The organism is Geomonas sp. Red32, from assembly GCF_023652955.1.
Classification (GTDB): Bacteria; Desulfobacterota; Desulfuromonadia; order Geobacterales; family Geobacteraceae; genus Geomonas.
Genome location: NZ_JAKLOY010000004.1, coordinates 265,831 through 283,133 on the forward strand (window position 1 = coordinate 265,831; position 17,303 = coordinate 283,133).

Sequence of the window (17,303 nt, forward strand, 5' to 3'; positions counted from 1 at the left end):
CCCCTAAATCCCCCTTTAACAAGGGGGACTTTCGAATCTATCCGATGACCCGCTCAATAGGGGACTTTATCGTCGTCAGGATCAGTTTTCACCGGTCCTACTTAAGCGTGATCGCCACGTCATCGAGGTACATGTTGTATCCCCCCGCGCTGATGCCGAGGAAGCCGAACATGAAGTTCTTGCCGACGTAGGGGGTGAGGTCCACGTTGACCTGGGACCATCCGGCGGTGCTGGCGTAGCGGGAGACCGCCGCGCCGATGTTGGTCCAGGTGCTCCCGTTGGTGGTCACCTGCGCCTGGACCTTGTCACCATAGGTGGAGCGGCCGGTGTCGTGGTACATCCAGAACGACAGCGTCGCCCCCTTGGCGGTGGCCGGGATGGTATAGACGACGTCGTTGAACATCCGGACCTGGTTGCCGCTGGGCGCGCTGTAGGAGTTGAACATCGCCATCGCGGTGCCGGAGTGCGGTGCCGCCGACGGACTGCTGCCGCCAGTGACGATGTACCACCTCCCGTAGCTCCCGCTCACGCCGACCGCGTACCAGCTGTCGGTGAAGCTCGAACTGAAGATGGTGGCGGACTGGATCGTCACCGGGACGGTGACCGAGTGCACCAGGGATCCGGCAGTGGCGGTGACGGTGATGCTCCTGGTCCCGGTGGCTGCCGTGGCGGAGGCGGTCAGGGTCAGGGTCGAACTCCCGGTGCCGGGGGAGGCGATGGTGACCGGAGAGAAGCTGGCGGTGACGCCGCTCGGAAGTCCCGAGACGGTGAGGGTGACGGCCGAGGCGAACCCGGTCCCCGCGGTGGTGGTCACCTTCAGGCTGCCGGAGCCCCCCTGCGCGATGGCGGCGGGGGAAGCTGCCGTCAGGGAGAAGTCGGGTGCGACGACGGTGACGGTGAAGCTCTGGGTATGGGTGACGCCGCCGCCGGTGGCGGTCACGGTCACCGTGCGGGCGCCGGCCGCTGCGCTGGAGGCGGCGGTCACAGTGACCGTCGCGCTACCGGAGCCGGGCGCGGCCAGCGAGGCGGGCGATACCGCCGCCGTCACCCCGGAGCTGAGGCCGGAAACGGAGAAGGATACCGCCGAGCTGAAGCCGCCGGAAACGCTGACCTGGAAGGGAACGGCAACGCTCTTGCCGGCCGTCACGCTCTGGGACGCCATGGTGGAGAGGGCGAAGTCGGGCTGGGCCTTGACGGTGGTTGCCCCCCAGTTCCCCACCAGGGCGGCGGCGTCGACCGAGCCGAGACCGGTCGCGAGGTCGTATCCGGTCCCCGACGCGTAGCCGGAGACCCCCGGAACGCTGTTGTTGCTGCTGGTTACGTCGTGGAAGACCTTGGCGCCCCCGGCAGCGTACTGGTTGTTCCCCAGCACGTAGAGCTGCGGATTGGCGTTCCCCTGCCGCCCGCTCTTCTGCACCACAAGGGCCATCAATCCGGCAAAGGAGGGAGACGAGGCGGAGGTCCCCCCCACGGCGCCCAGCGAGCCGTTGGAGTAGATCAGGTAGCCGTCGTGCGCGGCGGCGGTAAGGGCAACGTCGGGGACGTCGCGCTTGCCATCCTGCGGAACGCCGGGAGCCGCCTGCCAGCTCGGCTTGGCATAGACCCGGGAAACGCCGCCACCGGTCGCCCACAGCCCGCTCCCACCCGAGACGGTGCCGCTTTCGTTCCAGGCCGCTTCCGGGATGTAGCCGGTGGCCGAGGTCATGTCGGTGGAGCTCACCGAGTTCCAGTAGGACCCGGCCGCATCGTTGAACTGGGTCCCCCCTACGGCGATGTTGTACGGGGTGGAGGCGAGGCCGTTGACCGCTTGGCCGGAGCCGGAGGTGCCCGAAGCGCTGCTGCACCCCGCCGCCCCGGAATCCCCCGAGGCGACCAGCACGGTGATTCCCTGCGAGGCGGCCTGCGCCCAGAGGTTGTTATAGAAGGCGTTCTCGGTGTTCCCCATGTCCGATTCGCAGCTCCCGAAGCTCATGGACATCACCGGCGCCAGGTTGTTGGCCACGATGTACTGGGCGGACAGGTCGACCCCGTCGGTGCTGTTGGTGGATTTGGAGGTGACGTATTTGATGGCGGCGTTTTTAGCCACCGCCCCGGCCCACTCCACGTCGAGGTCGGCCTCAGTGCCCTCGGAAGCCCCCAGGTCACCCGGATCGGCGCCGTTCACGATGATCTGCGGGGTGTTGGCGGGAAGCCCCATCTTCGAGCGGAAGGTGGTCCAGTTGCTGGTGGAGGGATGGGTGCGGCCGACGATGGCGATGCTCTGGCCAGTGCCGTCCACCCCGCCGGTGTAGAGCGGTTTCACGTTGTAGATGGTGGCGAAGTCGCCGGGAGCGACGTAGTGGTTCGACCCGGAGGTGTAGTTGGGAACCGCCTGCGGCGAAGCGAAGGTCTTCAGGCCGCTGTTCTTGGGCTGGCGGGGGATGTTATGCAGGGTCACCACCCCCGATACCAGGTCGGCCAGCCCGCGCGGGATGGAAGGGTCGGTCGCGTTGGCGTGGAACTCCCGGTTGCCGTCGGTGAAAGTGGTCATCCTGGTCTTGAAGGCGACCTCCACCTGGTTGACGGTGCCGGAGAAGTTGATCCAGGTCCTGCTTTTGCCGGTCTCCTCGACGGTGAAGCCGTGCGAGGCCAGCCACTCCGTCACCGCCTTCAGATCCTCGGCCGAGGGCCCGAACTGGGCGCCGAACTGTTCCGGGGTGAGCCAGTGGTGGTAGTTGGGAGAGGAGGGATCCTTCTGCTCCTTGAGGAGCTTCTGCAGGGCGGCCTGCTTGGCGGCCGGGACCTGGAGCGAGAGGATCATGTGCTCCATCGGGAGGTTGACCGCAGCCAGCGAAGCCTTGGCCCGCCCCTGGGGCGAGCGGGCCAGCGGATGGGTGTTGCCCGTCAGGACCACGGTGTCGTTATCGTCGACGAAGCGCCCGGCCAGGGCCTGGGTGGCTCCGGTCAGGAGCGAAACGAGGCATATCACAGCTACCACAAAGCGTCTTCCCTGCATGGCATGCTCCTTATGTAACGCGTTACCGAACGTGGTTCGGGTCGGCTATCCTTTCGGGAAATAGAGGAAAAACTTTAGGCGCCTCGCTGACTCCCCCGAGAGGCGAGTGTGAAGGCGGAGTGCAAGAGTGGGCCCAGGCTCATGGAGGGGTAAGAGGTTGAATGTGCGGAGATTGGGACGGGGACGGGAGCCGAAGCGGTGTGCAGCGGCTGAACAGCTGTAGCAATCTTGAACAGCAGGGAAGGGAAACGGCGTGGCCGCCCTCATGGGCGGGGCGGCCAGCGGCTGAGGCCGCTCATGGGCGGGGCCACCGGCTGAGGAAGGTGAACGACGTCCCCCCCTTTGAAAAAGGGGGGACAGGGGGGATTTGTACCGCTGGCAGCTGAAAAGAAATCCCCCTTTCAAAAGGGGACGTCAAACAAGGTGGAGGCTCAGCGGTCCCAGCGGGGGGCGTAGCCGTTGTGGCGGACCTTGTCGTAGTGGAGGGCGTCGGCGGGGACCGGCTGGCGGTTTTGGGCAGGGTAGCCGATGGCGATCATGCACTCGACCTTGACGTGATCGGGGATGCCGAGGAGCTCCTGGATGTACGCCTCCGAGGTGGTCTCCTTGTCGCGCTGCCGTTTGCGGATCTGGATCCAGCAGCTCCCCAGTCCCAGTGACTGGGCGGTCATCTGCAGGAGGATCGCCGCGATCGAGCAGTCCTCGATCCAGACGTCGCTCTTGGTGCTGTCGGCGCAGATCACCACCGCCAGCGGCGCCCCCTTCAGAAACGACGATCCGTGCTGCTTGGCGGTGGCGAGTTGCCCGATCAGTTCGCGGTCGTCGACCACCACGAACTCCCATGGATTGATCCCCCGCGAGGTGGGGGCCCGCAGCAGGGATTCGACGAGGGTTTCCACGGTCCCGGCATCTACCGGCTGTTCGGTGAAGGCGCGCATGCTGCGCCGTTTGCGTAAGAGTTCTATCAAGGGTGTACCTCCATTGAGAGAGAATTCCGGCATGATAACCATCAAAGCGGGCGAGGTAAAGGGGTGAGAGCGATTTTCTTGCTTGAGGGTCTTTATTTCCGGTGCAAAGTCTGCTAGGGTAGCGCCGGTGATCCACGTGAACGTAAGGGTCAAGTAACAACAGATGGGAGGAACTCCAGTCGTGTCCAATTCCAACGTTGCCAAGGTTTCCCAGCTTCCCTGCCCCCCGGTCGATCTCAGCGGCGAGGAGGGGTGGATCCATTTCGATGCCCCTTCCCTGGTGGGAGAATCGCTCAGGTTCGTTTCCGGCGATCCCGAGGGAAACCGCTTCCGCGCCCGCTACTACCGTGACAGCGAAAAGCACCTGCACGCCCGCATCTGGTTCGGTCCCGAGACCGGGGGCCCTCCCGGCCACGCCCACGGCGGCGCGGTGGCGGCGGTGATGGACGAGTCCCTCGGCCTGGCCGCCTGGGCCGCAGGCTACCCGATCGTGGTGGGGAATCTCAACGTAAGCTTCAAGAACATGCTCCCGCTGGAGCAGGTGGTCACCCTGGAAAGCCGGGTGGTCTCCGCCCAGGGGCGCAAGGTGATGGTGCACGGCCGCCTCTTTTACGGCGAGACCACCTACGCCGAAGCGGAGTGCCTCTGCATCACGATTCCCGCCGACAAGATCCCCAAGAAGGGTAAATAGTCGGTCTCCGCACCCCTGTCCTACACATCCATCCTCCCCCTGTCCCTCCCCTTCAAGCGAGGGGCGTGGGGGAGGATTACTCCCGCCCCGGCAACTCCCCCAGCAATTCAGTAAACATTTATTTACGGTGCGAAATCTGCTACTCTTGCGCGGTCGTCAGCTCAAGCGGTACGAGGCCGCCTGCTGCGTGACGTCTCCCTCCTTCCGGAGTTGCCCATGCACCAGTACGATCAGCTGTCCCGGTACGAGCTCATCAAGGAGATCGAAGCGCTCAAGCGCAAGAACAGCCTCCTCCTGGTGACTCAGAGCGTGGCCTTGAGAGAGAGCGAGGCCCGCTACCGCCGCATGATCGAGACGGCCAACGAGGGGATCATGGTCACCGACCCCAAGGGAGCCATCAGCTTCGTCAACACGAAGATGGCCCTCATGCTGGGGTATCACCCCCACGAGATGGTCGGCAGGTACATCTTCGACTTGATGGATGAGGAATGGGCGAGGCTCTGCCAGGAAAAGATCTCCCACCGGCGCAAGGTCGGCAAAGAACAGTTCGAATTCTGCCTCCAAAGTAAGGAAGGGTACCAGGTCTGGTGCCACGTCGCCATCTCGCCCATTTACGGCGATGACGAGGTCTTCCAGGGCTCCTTCGCGATGGTGACCGACATCACCGGCCGGAAAAAGGCGGAAGACGCCCTGAAGACCAGCGAAGAGCGGTACCGGGCCATGGTCGAGTCGCTGCCGGGACTGAGCTACATCTGCTCGGCCGATTACCGCATCGAGTTCATCAACGAGCGTTTCAAGAGGCACATCGGGCGCGACGCCACCGGCGAACTCTGCTACCAGGCGCTCCACGAGCTCTCCGAAATCTGCCCGTGGTGCGTCAACCAGCGGGTGGCGGCGGGCGAGACGGTCAGTTGGGAGGTGCAAAGCCCCAAGGACGGCCACTGGTATCACGTCACCAACAGCCCCATCTACAACCGGGACGGGACCGTCTCCAAGCACGCCATCATCAACGACATCACCGCGATCAAGGAGATGGAGACCGAGCTCGGCGCCCGCAAGAGCATGCTCGAACAGGCGGAGCTGCAGGGATCGTTCGGGAGCTGGCAGTGGGAGGCGGCGAGCGGCAGCTTCACCCTTTCAGGGCAGGCGGCCGCTCTCCTCGGCTCCTCCTCCGCCGTCTTGGCAGGGGACGATTTCCTCGCGCTGATCCAGGAAGGCGACCGCGGCCAGGTGGAGACCGCCATCCACGAGCCGGTGGCGCCGGGGAAAAAGCTGGAGCTCCTCTTCCGTCTCGTGCGGCCGGAAGCGGCCGAGATTCCCCTGCGCATGCAGGGGGAGGCGTTGCTCGACCCGGAACAAAAGCCCGTCGGGCTCTGCGGTATCCTCTTCCGAGCCGGATAGCGGCGCCCTCTTCCCTCTCGCCCTCTTTCCTTCCCCCCGGCGTCCTCTCGCCACCGGCCTCCCCTTGTCACCCCTGCAAAGCCCGCTATAATAAACCTTAATTTCTTCCAACTTAATTAACCTGCTGCCCCACCTCGCACTCCCCATCCAAAGGAGCCGGCCGTGGATATCCGGGAGCTCTTCAGGACCATCGAGGAGAGGGAATAGGTTCACCCCTCCCCTTCCATCTTCCGCCGCAGCCAGAGCTGGCAGACCATGTCCACCACGATGAAGCCGGTCACGGTCAGCAGCAGCGAAGGTCTCGGGTTGAAGTAGAAGAGGCAGTTGAGGAACATGTAGGAGCCGACCACGGCGGCCAGCAGCGAGCGGACGGTGCGGGTGGCCGACTCCTCGGCCTCCTCTCCGCCGTTGGTGAGCCGGACAAGCAGGGGCGCGGCATGGTAGCCGATGGAAGCGTCCACCAGGGTGAGCACGAAATTGACGACAAAAAGATGCGGCAGGTACCTTTCCACGCGGGCTATCTCTCCTCTTCGCTCAGAAGCTTTTTGACCAGGGCAACCAGCACTCCCACCATGATGAGGAACGCGGTGTCCTGCAGCGAATTCCAGTACCGGAACTGGCTGTCCGAGTAGCTGTAGAAATCGGACACCACCCGGGCGATGCCGGCGGCCACCGCGATCGCCACCGCCCCCCACCGTCCCACGCCCCAGGCGACGATGAAGATCGGGACGACGTAGAAGATCAGTATCGAATAATCGCCGGTCAGAAAGTCGACGTATCCCAGCAGGGCCACCAGCACGAAGGCGGCCAGCATCAGGAACCAGACCGGCATCCGGTCGATCTGCTTCAGCATATCTCACCCTCCGGTACCTCCCGCGCCTCAAGCCGCCAGGTCCGCGGAAACGGGACCCGGCACGGCACCGGCACAAGATGGATTCAGAGAGCAAGATATACCTATTAAAGCTCTTCCTGTCTATGAGAATCAAAAGAGTGTCATAAAGCCCCCTTCTTCTGTCAAAGCCCCCCCATAAAGATGTCATAGCGCGAATTTTCGCTTCCCTTCGGCCAAGCCTTGTGGTACAAAAGGATCGTATTTATCCCATTACCGGTTATCACGGCACGTCATGAGGAGGTTTTATGTCCCGCATCGAAGGGTTGAACAATGCTCTTAACAGCCTGCAAGCCAGTTCGAGCGATATCGAGGCTTGCGCTATCGTCTCCGAAGATGGGCTCATCATCGCCAGTCTGCTCCCGCAGGGTGTCGAGGAGGAGCGGGTAGCCGCCATGAGCGCCGCCATGCTTTCGATGGGCGAGCGGATCGCCATCGAGCTCAAGCGAGGCGAGCTGGAGCAGCTCTACGTGAAGGGGAAAAACGGCTACTTCATCGGCATGCACGCCGGCGAGCACGCGGTGCTGATTGCCCTGGCCAGAAAAGACGCCAAGCTCGGGCTGATCTTCTTCGACCTCAACAAGGCAGCGGAGACCACCAAAGGGATCCTCCTGTGACCCGTAACCGCCACCTCCCCCCCCAGTACCCCAACGCTAATAAGCTGGAACTTCCGGGCAGGATCACTCTCCCGGCCAATGACCTCGCCATGCGCCAAAAGGAATACACATGATCAAACTTTTCGAAAATGGTACCCACAAGAACGTCTTCGTGAACAACCTTTCCACCGGGCAGATGGTGCAGGCGAACCAGCACCTAATCATCCACAACGGTGAGGGTATCATCCTCGATCCCGGCGGTCACAAGATCTATACCAAGCTCTTTGCCATGCTCTCCACCGAGATGAAGCAAAACGGGCTGAAGCACATCTTCTTCTCCCACCAGGACCCGGACATCATCGCCGCCGCCAACGGCTGGCTGATGGTCACCGACGCCCAGGCCCACCTCTCCGGCCTCTGGATGCGCTTCATCCCCCACTTCGGCGTGGACGAGATGGTGGTGACCAGGATCAAGCCGATCCCGGACGAGGGAGAGATCATCACCCTGGGGGGCGCCCCGCTCATGTTCCTCCCGGCCCACTTCCTCCACTCCTCGGGGAACTTCCACCTGTACGACCCGACCTCCAAGATCCTCTACACCGGCGACCTCGGGGCGTCGCTGGGGAACGACTACGCCTTCGTGGAAGACTTCGACTCCCACATCCAGTACATGGAAGGGTTCCACCGTCGCTACCTCGCCACCGGCAAGGCGCTCAGGATGTGGGCCAACACGGTCAGAAAGCTCGACATCGAGATGATCGCCCCCCAGCACGGCGCAATGTTCCCCAACCGCGAGCTCGCCAACAAGTTCATCGACTGGGCCGAGACCCTCAGCTGCGGCGTCGACCTCATGGGCGACTGCTACCCCATCCCGGCCTGATCCGATGCAAACCGGCGGCGCTTTTCAGATGACCGGGCTGGTCTACGGACTCTCCTCCGCCCTCGGCCTGGTGAGCCAGTCGCTCGTCAACCATCACCGCGAGGTCTTCAGCTTCGCGATCAAGATCGCCGACGCCTTCCCCATCCCGGAGCACGACAAAGGGCAGATCTGCGTCGCGGCCCTTCTGCACGACATCGGGGTGGTGGCCTTTAACGGGGCCATCACCCCGGAGACCAACGACGCCGAGCTCAACGACCACGCCGAGCTGGGTTACCGCCTGCTGCGGGACTTCCACCCTTTTTCCCCGGCCGCCCGCATGATCCGCCATCACCACAAGAGCGCGCTGCAACTCGAGGAAGAGGAGCCGGACGAGCCCATCAGGCTGGGAGCCGGCATCGTCCACCTGGCCGACGCCATCTCCCAACGGCTCGATCCCAGCCACTGCCTTCTCAACCAGTGCCAGCAGCTGTGCGAATGGGCCGCCACCATCCCCGCCGGCGTCTTCAGTCCCGAGGTGGTGGAGGCCTTTCTCCAGCAGTCGAGCAAGGAGTACTTCTGGTTCGACGCCAGGTTCGCCACCGTCTCCCAGCTGGGGGGGGCGAGTGCCCTGTCGGGGGCGAGCGTCACCCTGGATCTCGACGGTCTCAGGGAGCTCTCCGCCGTCTTCGGCAGGATCATCGACTACCGCAGCCGCCACACCGCGGCCCACTCCCGGAGCGTGGCCGAGGTGGCCGCGGCGCTCGCGCAGAAGGCCGGCTTCTCCGACTGCGACTGCAGCCGGATGCAGGTGGCGGGCAACCTCCACGACCTGGGGAAGCTCGCCCTGCCGGTCTCCATCCTCGACAAGCCGGGGGCGCTGGCACCCGATGAGCGCAACCTGGTCAAGAGCCACCCCTACCACACCTACCGGATCCTCAAAGAGATCCCGGGACTGGGGGAGATCCCGGCCTGGGCCGCCCTGCACCACGAGGTGGCCGACGGGACCGGCTATCCCTTCCATCTCAAGGGTGACGAGATCCCGCTGGGGTCGAGGATCGTGGCGGTGGCGGACGGCTTTGCCGCGTTGAGTGAGCACCGCCCCTACCGGCTCGGTATGGAGCGCCAGCCCTGCCTCGAGCTCCTGGAGACCTCCGCCAAGGCGGGGAAACTGGACGCCTCGCTGGTCGCCCTGGTGGCCGAGAACTACGACGAGTTGAACGAGCTCACCCACTCGGCGCTCAGCAAGGGGCAGCAGGAGTACCAGAAAATTCTCAAGGAAGCCCTCTACTGGCCCCGGCTCACCGCCGGCGCCAAGAGGACCGGAGCCCAACCATGAACCTCTCTCACTTAGGCGTTGGCAGCGGCTTCGACGGCCGCGAGAACTGGCAGCGGCTCAAGCTCGACCCGGACAGCGTGGTGGTTGGGGGGAGCGGTCCGCTCCTCCCGGTGATGGACGGCACCCCCTTTTTCCAGCTGCTGACCGACCCGAGCCGCAAGGACTTTCTCCGCATGATCCCCTCCGGCGAGGACTCCCCGGGGGGCGGTATTCTCTTGGCCACCGACGGGACCATGATCGAGGTGATGGTCACCCCCTCCCCCACCGGCTACAACCTCTACTACCGCCGCCCGGTCGAAAAGCGCGGCTCCTTTCAGCGGCTGGAATTCTTCTATCGCCACTTCGTCACCTCCCAGATCGGCATCTGCATCACCGATCCCAAGGGGAACATCGTCGACGCCAACCCCCACTTTCTCGGTTTCTACGGCTACACGCTCGACGAGCTGATCGGCCAGAACCCGAGGATCCTCAAGTCCGGCCGCCAGTCCCCCGAGGCCTACAAGGAGATGTGGCAAAAGATCAGCGACCCCGCCATCCAGCACTGGAGCGGGGAGATGATCAACCGCCGGAAGAACGCCGAGGAGGTCATCGTCGCCATCACCATCTCGGCGGTGCGTAACGCCGCCGGCGTGCTAATGGGTTTCGTCGCCTCCACGCTGGACGTGACGGCCAGGAAGCAGATGGAGAAGGAGCTCCGCGCGAGCAACGAGGAGCTTTTGGAGTTAAACCGCCTGAAGACCGACCTGATGGCGATCACCTCCCACGACCTCAAGTCCCCCCTGCACGCCATCATCAGCCGCGCCCGCATGCTGATCGAGCTCGGCGAGGAGTTCCCGGCCCAGAAACGGCAGGACGCCCTGACGAAGATCGTGGAGTCCGGGGAGAAGATGACCACCTTCATCGGCGAGCTCCTCGACCTCGAGAAGATGGAGGCGGGGCGCTACCAGCTGAACTCCGCCCGCGTCCACCTCGACACCGTCTTACAGGGGTGCGTGGACACCAACCTCCCGACCGCCACCGAGAAGGGGATCGTCCTGGCCCTGAAGCAGCGGGGAGAGAGCGGGCCGCTGCGGGCCGACTTCCTGAAGCTCGAGCAGGCCTTCAACAACATCATCTCCAACGCCATCCGTTACACCCCGCGGGGAGGGACCATCACGGTCACCTTCACCGAGCATCCGGGGAAGCCCAAGCGGGTGGAGATCGCCGACACCGGCCCGGGGATTCCGGAGAAGGATCTCCCCTTCATCTTCGACCGCTACTACCAGGCGCGGGTCAAGGGGGGGATCGCCGCCCGGGTCTTCGGCGCGGGGCTCGGCTTGAGCATCGTCAAGAAGATCATGGACCTCCACGACGGCAAGGTCTGGGTCGCCAACGGCAAGAACGGCGGCTGCACCTTCACCCTGGAGTTCCCCGAGGTGCGCCGCGCGGTCTCCGGTCAGGACCTGGCCGCCATGATCGTCGACCCGCAGCAGGAGATCTACGGCTGGCTGGAGGCGCCCCTCAAGAAGGCGGGAGTCTCCTGCTTCATGGCCAGAAACGTCTTCGAGGCGAAGAGGATCGCCGGCCGGGAACGTCCCGAGCTGGTCTTCGCCGCCGACCAGGAGCTTCCCGAGCAGCTGAGAAGCTTCGTGGCCGGGCTCACCGGCAGCAAACGCCGCACCTCGGTCGCCACCACCCCGCACGACCAGCTGGAGGGGCTGTACCATCACCAACTGCTGACCCCGGTCATCGACATCGAGCTGTTCGAGCTGGTTGACGACCTCTTGAGCGAACTGGGGGCCCCGGAGGACCCATGAATAACCTGATTCTGACCATCGACGACGACGACAGCACCCACGAGGTGCTGGGGCAGTACCTGGAGCTGGCCGGGTACCGGGTGAACCACGCCTGGAACGGCGCGCAGGGGCTCGACGAGATCGCCCGGGAGACTCCCGACCTGGTGCTCCTCGACGTGCAGATGCCCGAGCTGGACGGCTTCCAGACCATCGAGAAGATCCGCCAGGACCCGGCCATGGCCGACGTGCCGGTCCTCTTTCTCACCAGCCTCGACCGCTCCAACCTGAAGATCAAGGGGCTGGAGATGGGGGCCGACGATTACATGGTGAAGCCGTTCGTGCGCGCCGAGGTGCTGGCGAGGGTCAAGGCCGCCTTGCGGCGAAGCGCCCGGGCCGCCACCCCGGCCGCCGCCCTCACCGGCGAGCTCGCCGCCGTCAGCATCGCCGAGCTCCTGCAGACCATGGAAGCCGGGCGCCGGACCTGCACCATCACCTTTCCGGAGCTGCAAGGGACCATCTACCTGGAGAACGGGGTGGTGGTGCACAGCGTCCAGGGGGCCTTCGCAGGGATCCCGGCGCTGCAGAGGATGTTTTTTCTGGAGCGGGGAAAGTTTAAGCTGACCCTGGACGAGATCCCCCCGGAGATCCCCCGCGCCCCCACCCGTTCGAGCTACCTGGTGCTCGACTGTCTCACCTACCTGGACGAGCTGGTGGCCATCCTGGGGAATTGCGCCGGGCCGGCCTGCCAGGTGGTCGAGGTGCACGGTCCTCCCCCCTGGGTCCCGTTCGCGGTGGCCGCGAGACTCCCCTTAAGCTGCCGGGAGTTCCTGAGCCTTATCGAGGGGGACCTGAAGGAGAACGCCGCGAAGTTGAAAGAGGCCGAGGCCGCCGGAGCCATCGCCCTGCGATACCCTCTTCCGGCAGAGAGCTAGGGTGAGGCATAGGGCCGGCAGCAGCCGCAGCAAGCGATAATCTCAAGGAGATCCATTATGGGGAGAGTGATAACCATAGCCAGCCAGAAGGGGGGAGTCGGTAAGACCACCACCGTCCTCAACCTGGGCTACAGCCTGAGCAGGTTCGGCAACCGCGTCCTGCTTTTGGACTGCGACCCCCAGGGGGGGCTTACCCTGGCCACCAATCTGAAGAAGCGTACCGACGTAGGCCTCATCAACCAGCTGATAGGGGGAAAGGGGCTTGCCGAGATCGTCATGCACACCAAGGACCCGAACCTGGCGGTGGCCGGGATCGGGAGGCTCGACCCCGAGGACGTCTTCATGCTCGACGAGTTCGCCAAGGACGGGCGGCTGACCGCCGGTGTCCGGGAGATCGCGGCGGGATTCGACTACCTCCTGATCGACGCCCCGGCGGGGGTAGGCGGGCTGGTCACCTCGCTCCTTTTGGCGAGCGACGCCGTGATCCCGGTGGTCCTCTGCCGGGCGCTGGCCATCAAGAGCCTGCCGCTGCTCTTGAACCTGGTCCGCTGGGTGCGCGATCACCACAACCCGGGGCTGGCCATCGAGGGGGTCCTCATGACCATGTTCGACCAGAACAACGAGACCGAACGGGAGCTGGGGAGCGAGTTCCGCGCCTCGCTGCCGCCCGAGCTCTTTTTCCGCAACACCATTCCGTACCTTGCCACCTTCGAAAAGGCGAGCGTCCGGTCGTTGCCGGTCGCCATGCTTGCCGAGGGGCAGCAAGGTGGCAAGTGCTACATGGATCTCGCCCTTGAGCTCAAGGAGCGGGAAATCGCAAGACAGACGGGGGTGAGCGATGAGCTTGTTGCAGGGCTGTTCTGAGCTTCAGGAGACCGCTCGCCTGGTAGAGGAGCTGATGGGTCTGCGGGTGGCCCCGCGGCCGTCCGCCCCCGCGCCAGCCGCGCCTGCGGCACCTGCCGCCGCGCCGGCTTTCCCGGCTTCCCAGTCCGACGCCTCGGCAGCCCCGGTCATCGAGCTTGAAGAGGAGGCCATGCCGCAGTTCGCCTACCGCGGCGACAAACTGCAGTACATCCTCTCCTCGCTCTGCAAGCGCGGCGGCTTCATCGGCGCCGTGGTAGCCGACCACAAGGGGCTTCCGCTCGCCGACTTCAACTCCCCGGTCGGGGGCGACATCCTGGCCGCCTTCACCTCGGTACTGGGCAACGCCCTCGAGCGCGGAGCCATGCTGCTCGGGGAGAGCGGCGCCGACATCATCTCGATGGACATCAACTACACCGACAAGGTCGTCCTGCGCCGCTTCGCCGTGCGGGGAGAGCCCTACTTCCTGATGGGGGTCTGCGCGCAGCCGGTCGAGGAGCGGACCGAGCTCGAACTTTCCATCGAACAGCTGATTGCTGTACTTTCCGAATAAAGGAGTCACCGGAAACCCATGATCCTCCTCGTTGATGACGACGAACTCGTCCTGGAAGTATGCTCCGCCAGCCTGACCGAAACAGGCTACGAGACCATCACCTTCAATTCGCCCCTGGAGGCCCTCCCCTACCTCGAGCAGGCCGAACCCGAGCTGATCGTATCCGACCTCATGATGCCGGACATGGACGGCTTCGGCTTCCGGGAAGCCTTCCTGGAGAAGTTCCCCGCCCGCCATACCCCCTTCCTCTTCCTCTCCTCGATGTCGGATCCCGACATCATCATCGAGGGGCTGGAGCGGGGCGCGGACGACTTCCTGCTGAAACCGATCGACCACCGCGTGTTCGCCGCCAAGGTGAAGAGCCTCCTCAAGAAGAAAGGCGCCAGCGGCCATGCCTTCCGCGGCGACCTGGCCCAGTTCCCCCTCCCGAAGGTGATGCGGTTTTGCGAACTGAAGGGTATCACGGGGGGGATCGAGATCAGCGGCGAGGGGGTTAACGCCACCCTGCGCTGCCGGTCCGGCAACTTCGAGCTCGACAAGCAGGGGCGGTCGGCGGCCCTCGAGAAGGTGTTGGGGCTCTCGTCGGGGAGATTCACCATCCTCGTCGACCCGGTCGACTACTCCGACCTGGGAAGGATGGACATCCCGGCCGCGCACAACCAGGCCCCCGCCAGCCCCGAGGTCCCTACCGGCGCCCTCTCCGGCGTGCGGGTGCGCGACCGCCTCTTCCAGGTGCAAAGCGAGTACGTGGAACCGGGGCAGCAGATCGTCACCCTGGTCATTTTGGACGGCAAGGTCCGGCTCAAGCGGGGGACCCCCGCCCCCCTCTCCCTGGGGCGCAGCGCCCTCCAGCAGCTCCTCGAGGAGCAGCACGTGGCGGTGGAGAAGGAGATCCAGGAGAAGCTCAACGAGAAGATCGAGGAAAAGAACCAGGCCGAGCCGACCGCGAAGCAGCGGTTCAACCAGCTCCTCGAAGATGGGCTCGACTACTACCGCCAGGGAGAGCACGACAAGGCGCTCGCCGTCTGGGAAGAGGCCGCCGCCCTCAACCCGGGGGATAAGCTCATCGAGACCAACCTTAAGATAGTGAGAAAGAAGCTGGGACTTGGGTAGGCTGCCGCTCCCGCGTATTACGACGAAAAAAGGCCGGGTTTCCAGGAGGAAACTCGGCCTTCATTTTTATATCATGCACCACTCACCCGCTCCGCAAACACGCCCTCCCCTTCAAGGGAAGGGCCGGGGTGAGGATGGGCGACTACTACCGGTTCCGGTAAGCCTCGCTCAAAAGCCCTTCCAGCTCCCTTATCATCCCCTCGTCCCCGAATATTGCCGGCGACGCCTCGTTGATCCTGGCGCTCAGCCGCGAGCGGAGATCCCGGTCGCTGGCGATGGCGACCGCCTTGTCGACGTAGGCCGCGGTGCTCTCCACCACGCAGTCGTCGATCCCCATCCGGCGGTAGAGGCTCAGCGTCAGACGCCCGCGCATGAAGGCGCCGGGGAGAGTGACCACCGGGGTACCGACCGCGAAGGCGTCGAAACTGGTCACGCCGCCGCTGACATGGAGCGTGTCGAGCACCACGTCGACGAGCCTCGTGAGCTCCAGGTAGTCGCCGTAGGGAAGGCGCGGAATGAAGAGCACCCGGGAGAGATCGACGCCCGCCCCCTGCAGCCGCTCCAGGAAGAGCTCGTTCCACTGCTGCACGTCCCGCTGGAAGACGATGATAACGGCCTCCGGGTCCTTTTTGAGGATCCCGGCGAAGAGCGCATCCATGTCGGGGTGGATCTTGAAGAGGGACTGGCTGCAGAGGTAGAGATGGGTCCCCTCCTGCAGGTCGAAATCGGCGCGGGTGCGGGCGGTCCGCAGTGCCGCCGGCCGCTCGACGAACAGGTAGCTGCTCTTTTCGCTCAGGCAGAGAAGCTTCTCGCTGTAGTTGGCCGCCGCATCGGCGGGCTCGCAGCCGGCCTGGGATACGAAGTAGTCGATGCTGGGGATGGCGGTAGTCACCGGATGGCCGCAAAGGGCGACCTGGACCGGAGCGAGGCGCCCGAAGGCCAGGAAGTAACCGAGCGGCTCCATCCCGATCTCGCCGTAGACCAGCACGTCCAGCTTGGCATCCGCCACGATCTTCTGGGCCACGTTCAGCACCATCGGGACCGCGATCGCCTCCGCTTTCTCGAGGATCCCGGCGGTCACCTGGTCCTGGCGGGCGAAGGTGGAAACCACCACGACCTCGAAACGGTCGCGGGAGATTCTTCCGATCACCTCGGCAAGGAAGTGCCCGAGCGGATGGTCGAAGAGGAAGTTGGAGAAGAAGCCGATCCGGATCTTCCCGCCGGGAGCGGGAGCGTCGGCGAGGGTGGCGCAGTGGCTGGCGAGGAAGTTGAGCTGCGGGCAGCTCGTCTGGAAGAAGCCGACCAGTTGCTCCATCAGCGGGAGATCGTTCATCCCGTGATAGGCGAGGTAGAAGGGGGCGATGCCGACCTCGCGGACCGGATCGATCATGCGGGGATTGACCTTGGCCATCTCGACCAGGTCCCGCCGCATCCGCTCGCGGCACTGCTCGATCTCCTCCACCGAGGCGGGGACCGGAGGCATCACCAGGGCATGCTTGACCCAGACTCCGGTGGTGGTGCCGAGCCTCAGGGCGTTTTCGAAGGCGACCAGGGCCGCGCGCCAGTTACCGGCCAGGTTGAGGACGGTCCCCATGTTGGAATGGGCGAAGGCGAGGGTCTGGTCGAGCTCGACCGCCCGCTGGAAGTGCGGAAGCGCGTCGAAGACCTTCCCGACGTTCAACAGCGCCGAGCCGAGGTTGTTGTGAAGCTTGGCGTGCCCATCGAAGATGGCGAGTGCATGCTGGTAGTGGTCGATGGCGTCGAAGTCGCGTCCGAGGTCCTGGCAGAGGACGCCGTAGGTGTAAAGGCTCGCCCAGTGCTCCGGGTCGATCCGCAGCGCCGTTTTCAGGGCTTCCTCGGCCTCTTCGTACTGCTTGAGGTCGTGCATGAGGTCGCCGAGCCGGAAGTGGGCCTCCACGCAGCGATGGTCGATGAAGGTGGCGATCACGTACCAGCCGCGGGCCGCGTTGACCTGGCGCGCCTTCTTGTACCCTTCGGCGGCGTCCAGCACCGCCTTGATGAGTTCGGTACAGGTCTCGTGGTCGACGACCGAGATGATGTCGAGGGAGATCTCGTTGGGGTGCGGCATCCGGTCGAGGTAGGGGATGGTGTCGCCGACCCGCTCCTGCTGGACCAGCACCGTGCAGAGAAGGAAGATGGCCGCCGGGCTGTCGCCGCCCGCATCGACCAGGGTCTGGTACCCCCGGCGTGCCGACTCCAGGTCGTCCTGGAGGTGGAGGGCTATGATCGACTGGAGACCTCCTCCTTTAATCTGTTGGGGGGACTCCTGTTTCGCCGAATCCTTCCTGAACCACTTAAGCATGCCACCTCCAG

General features: G+C 64.5%; 15 protein-coding genes. 10 read left to right on the plus strand and 5 right to left on the minus strand.

The genetic code is table 11. From position 1 onward, the window contains the following. Positions 1-97 precede the first annotated feature (97 nt). Complete coding sequence (locus L4X63_RS12840) at positions 98-2,977, minus strand: protease pro-enzyme activation domain-containing protein (RefSeq protein WP_250679036.1); 2,880 nt, start codon at positions 2,975-2,977, stop codon at positions 98-100. Positions 2,978-3,426: 449 nt separating this feature from the next. After that, on the minus strand, positions 3,427-3,963 hold the full coding sequence (locus tag L4X63_RS12845) for a nitroreductase family protein (protein WP_250679037.1): 537 nt from the start codon (positions 3,961-3,963) through the stop codon (positions 3,427-3,429). Positions 3,964-4,144: 181 nt separating this feature from the next. Between L4X63_RS12845 and L4X63_RS12850 the strand changes: the two genes are divergently transcribed. Together L4X63_RS12850 and L4X63_RS12855 are read left to right on the plus strand one after the other, a co-directional pair. After that, entirely contained in the window at positions 4,145-4,654 is a 510-nt protein-coding gene (locus L4X63_RS12850) for a PaaI family thioesterase (RefSeq protein ID WP_250679038.1), read from the plus strand. A 216-nt stretch (positions 4,655-4,870) separates the two neighbouring features. Next, positions 4,871-6,055 carry a PAS domain-containing protein gene (locus L4X63_RS12855; protein ID WP_250679039.1) on the plus strand — a complete coding sequence of 395 codons (1,185 nt, stop codon included), beginning with the start codon at positions 4,871-4,873 and terminating at the stop codon, positions 6,053-6,055. A gap of 209 nt (positions 6,056-6,264) precedes the next feature. Here the strand turns inward: L4X63_RS12855 and L4X63_RS12860 are convergent, their stop codons facing one another. Together L4X63_RS12860 and L4X63_RS12865 are read right to left on the minus strand one after the other, a co-directional pair. Continuing rightward, the gene (locus L4X63_RS12860; RefSeq protein ID WP_250679040.1) at positions 6,265-6,567 is read right to left on the minus strand and encodes a hypothetical protein; all 303 of its coding nucleotides are present in this window, start codon (positions 6,565-6,567) and stop codon (positions 6,265-6,267) included. A gap of 5 nt (positions 6,568-6,572) precedes the next feature. Further along, positions 6,573-6,908, minus strand: a complete 336-nt coding sequence (locus L4X63_RS12865) for a hypothetical protein (protein ID WP_250679041.1) — start codon at positions 6,906-6,908, stop codon at positions 6,573-6,575. 284 nt (positions 6,909-7,192) lie between these two features. Here L4X63_RS12865 and L4X63_RS12870 point away from each other — a divergent pair, with 284 nt between their 5' ends. The 8 genes from L4X63_RS12870 (at position 7,193) to L4X63_RS12905 (ending at position 14,969) form a co-directional block, all read left to right on the plus strand. Continuing rightward, entirely contained in the window at positions 7,193-7,561 is a 369-nt protein-coding gene (locus tag L4X63_RS12870) for a roadblock/LC7 domain-containing protein (RefSeq protein WP_250679042.1), read from the plus strand. A 109-nt stretch (positions 7,562-7,670) separates the two neighbouring features. Further along, on the plus strand, positions 7,671-8,420 hold the full coding sequence (locus tag L4X63_RS12875; protein ID WP_250679043.1) for an oxygen-binding di-iron domain-containing protein: 750 nt from the start codon (positions 7,671-7,673) through the stop codon (positions 8,418-8,420). Between the two features lie 28 nt (positions 8,421-8,448). Continuing rightward, a complete protein-coding gene (locus L4X63_RS12880) occupies positions 8,449-9,735 on the plus strand; it encodes an HD-GYP domain-containing protein (RefSeq protein WP_250679044.1) in 1,287 nt (428 codons plus the stop codon). Beyond that, a complete protein-coding gene (locus L4X63_RS12885; RefSeq protein ID WP_250679045.1) occupies positions 9,732-11,531 on the plus strand; it encodes a PAS domain-containing sensor histidine kinase in 1,800 nt (599 codons plus the stop codon). The genes L4X63_RS12880 and L4X63_RS12885 overlap by 4 nt, the downstream gene beginning before the upstream one ends. Further along, entirely contained in the window at positions 11,528-12,442 is a 915-nt protein-coding gene (locus tag L4X63_RS12890) for a response regulator (RefSeq protein WP_250679046.1), read from the plus strand. The genes L4X63_RS12885 and L4X63_RS12890 overlap by 4 nt, the downstream gene beginning before the upstream one ends. Positions 12,443-12,499: 57 nt before the next feature. Next, positions 12,500-13,306, plus strand: a complete 807-nt coding sequence (locus L4X63_RS12895) for a ParA family protein (protein ID WP_250679047.1) — start codon at positions 12,500-12,502, stop codon at positions 13,304-13,306. Then, positions 13,281-13,856 carry a hypothetical protein gene (locus L4X63_RS12900; RefSeq protein WP_250679048.1) on the plus strand — a complete coding sequence of 192 codons (576 nt, stop codon included), beginning with the start codon at positions 13,281-13,283 and terminating at the stop codon, positions 13,854-13,856. The genes L4X63_RS12895 and L4X63_RS12900 overlap by 26 nt, the downstream gene beginning before the upstream one ends. An 18-nt stretch (positions 13,857-13,874) precedes the next feature. Further along, positions 13,875-14,969, plus strand: coding sequence for a response regulator (locus tag L4X63_RS12905; RefSeq protein ID WP_250679049.1), 1,095 nt, complete (start codon positions 13,875-13,877; stop codon positions 14,967-14,969). A gap of 145 nt (positions 14,970-15,114) precedes the next feature. On the opposite strand, the gene L4X63_RS12910 is transcribed toward L4X63_RS12905, so the two are convergent. Then, positions 15,115-17,292, minus strand: coding sequence for a tetratricopeptide repeat protein (locus L4X63_RS12910; RefSeq protein ID WP_250679050.1), 2,178 nt, complete (start codon positions 17,290-17,292; stop codon positions 15,115-15,117). Positions 17,293-17,303 lie beyond the last annotated feature (11 nt).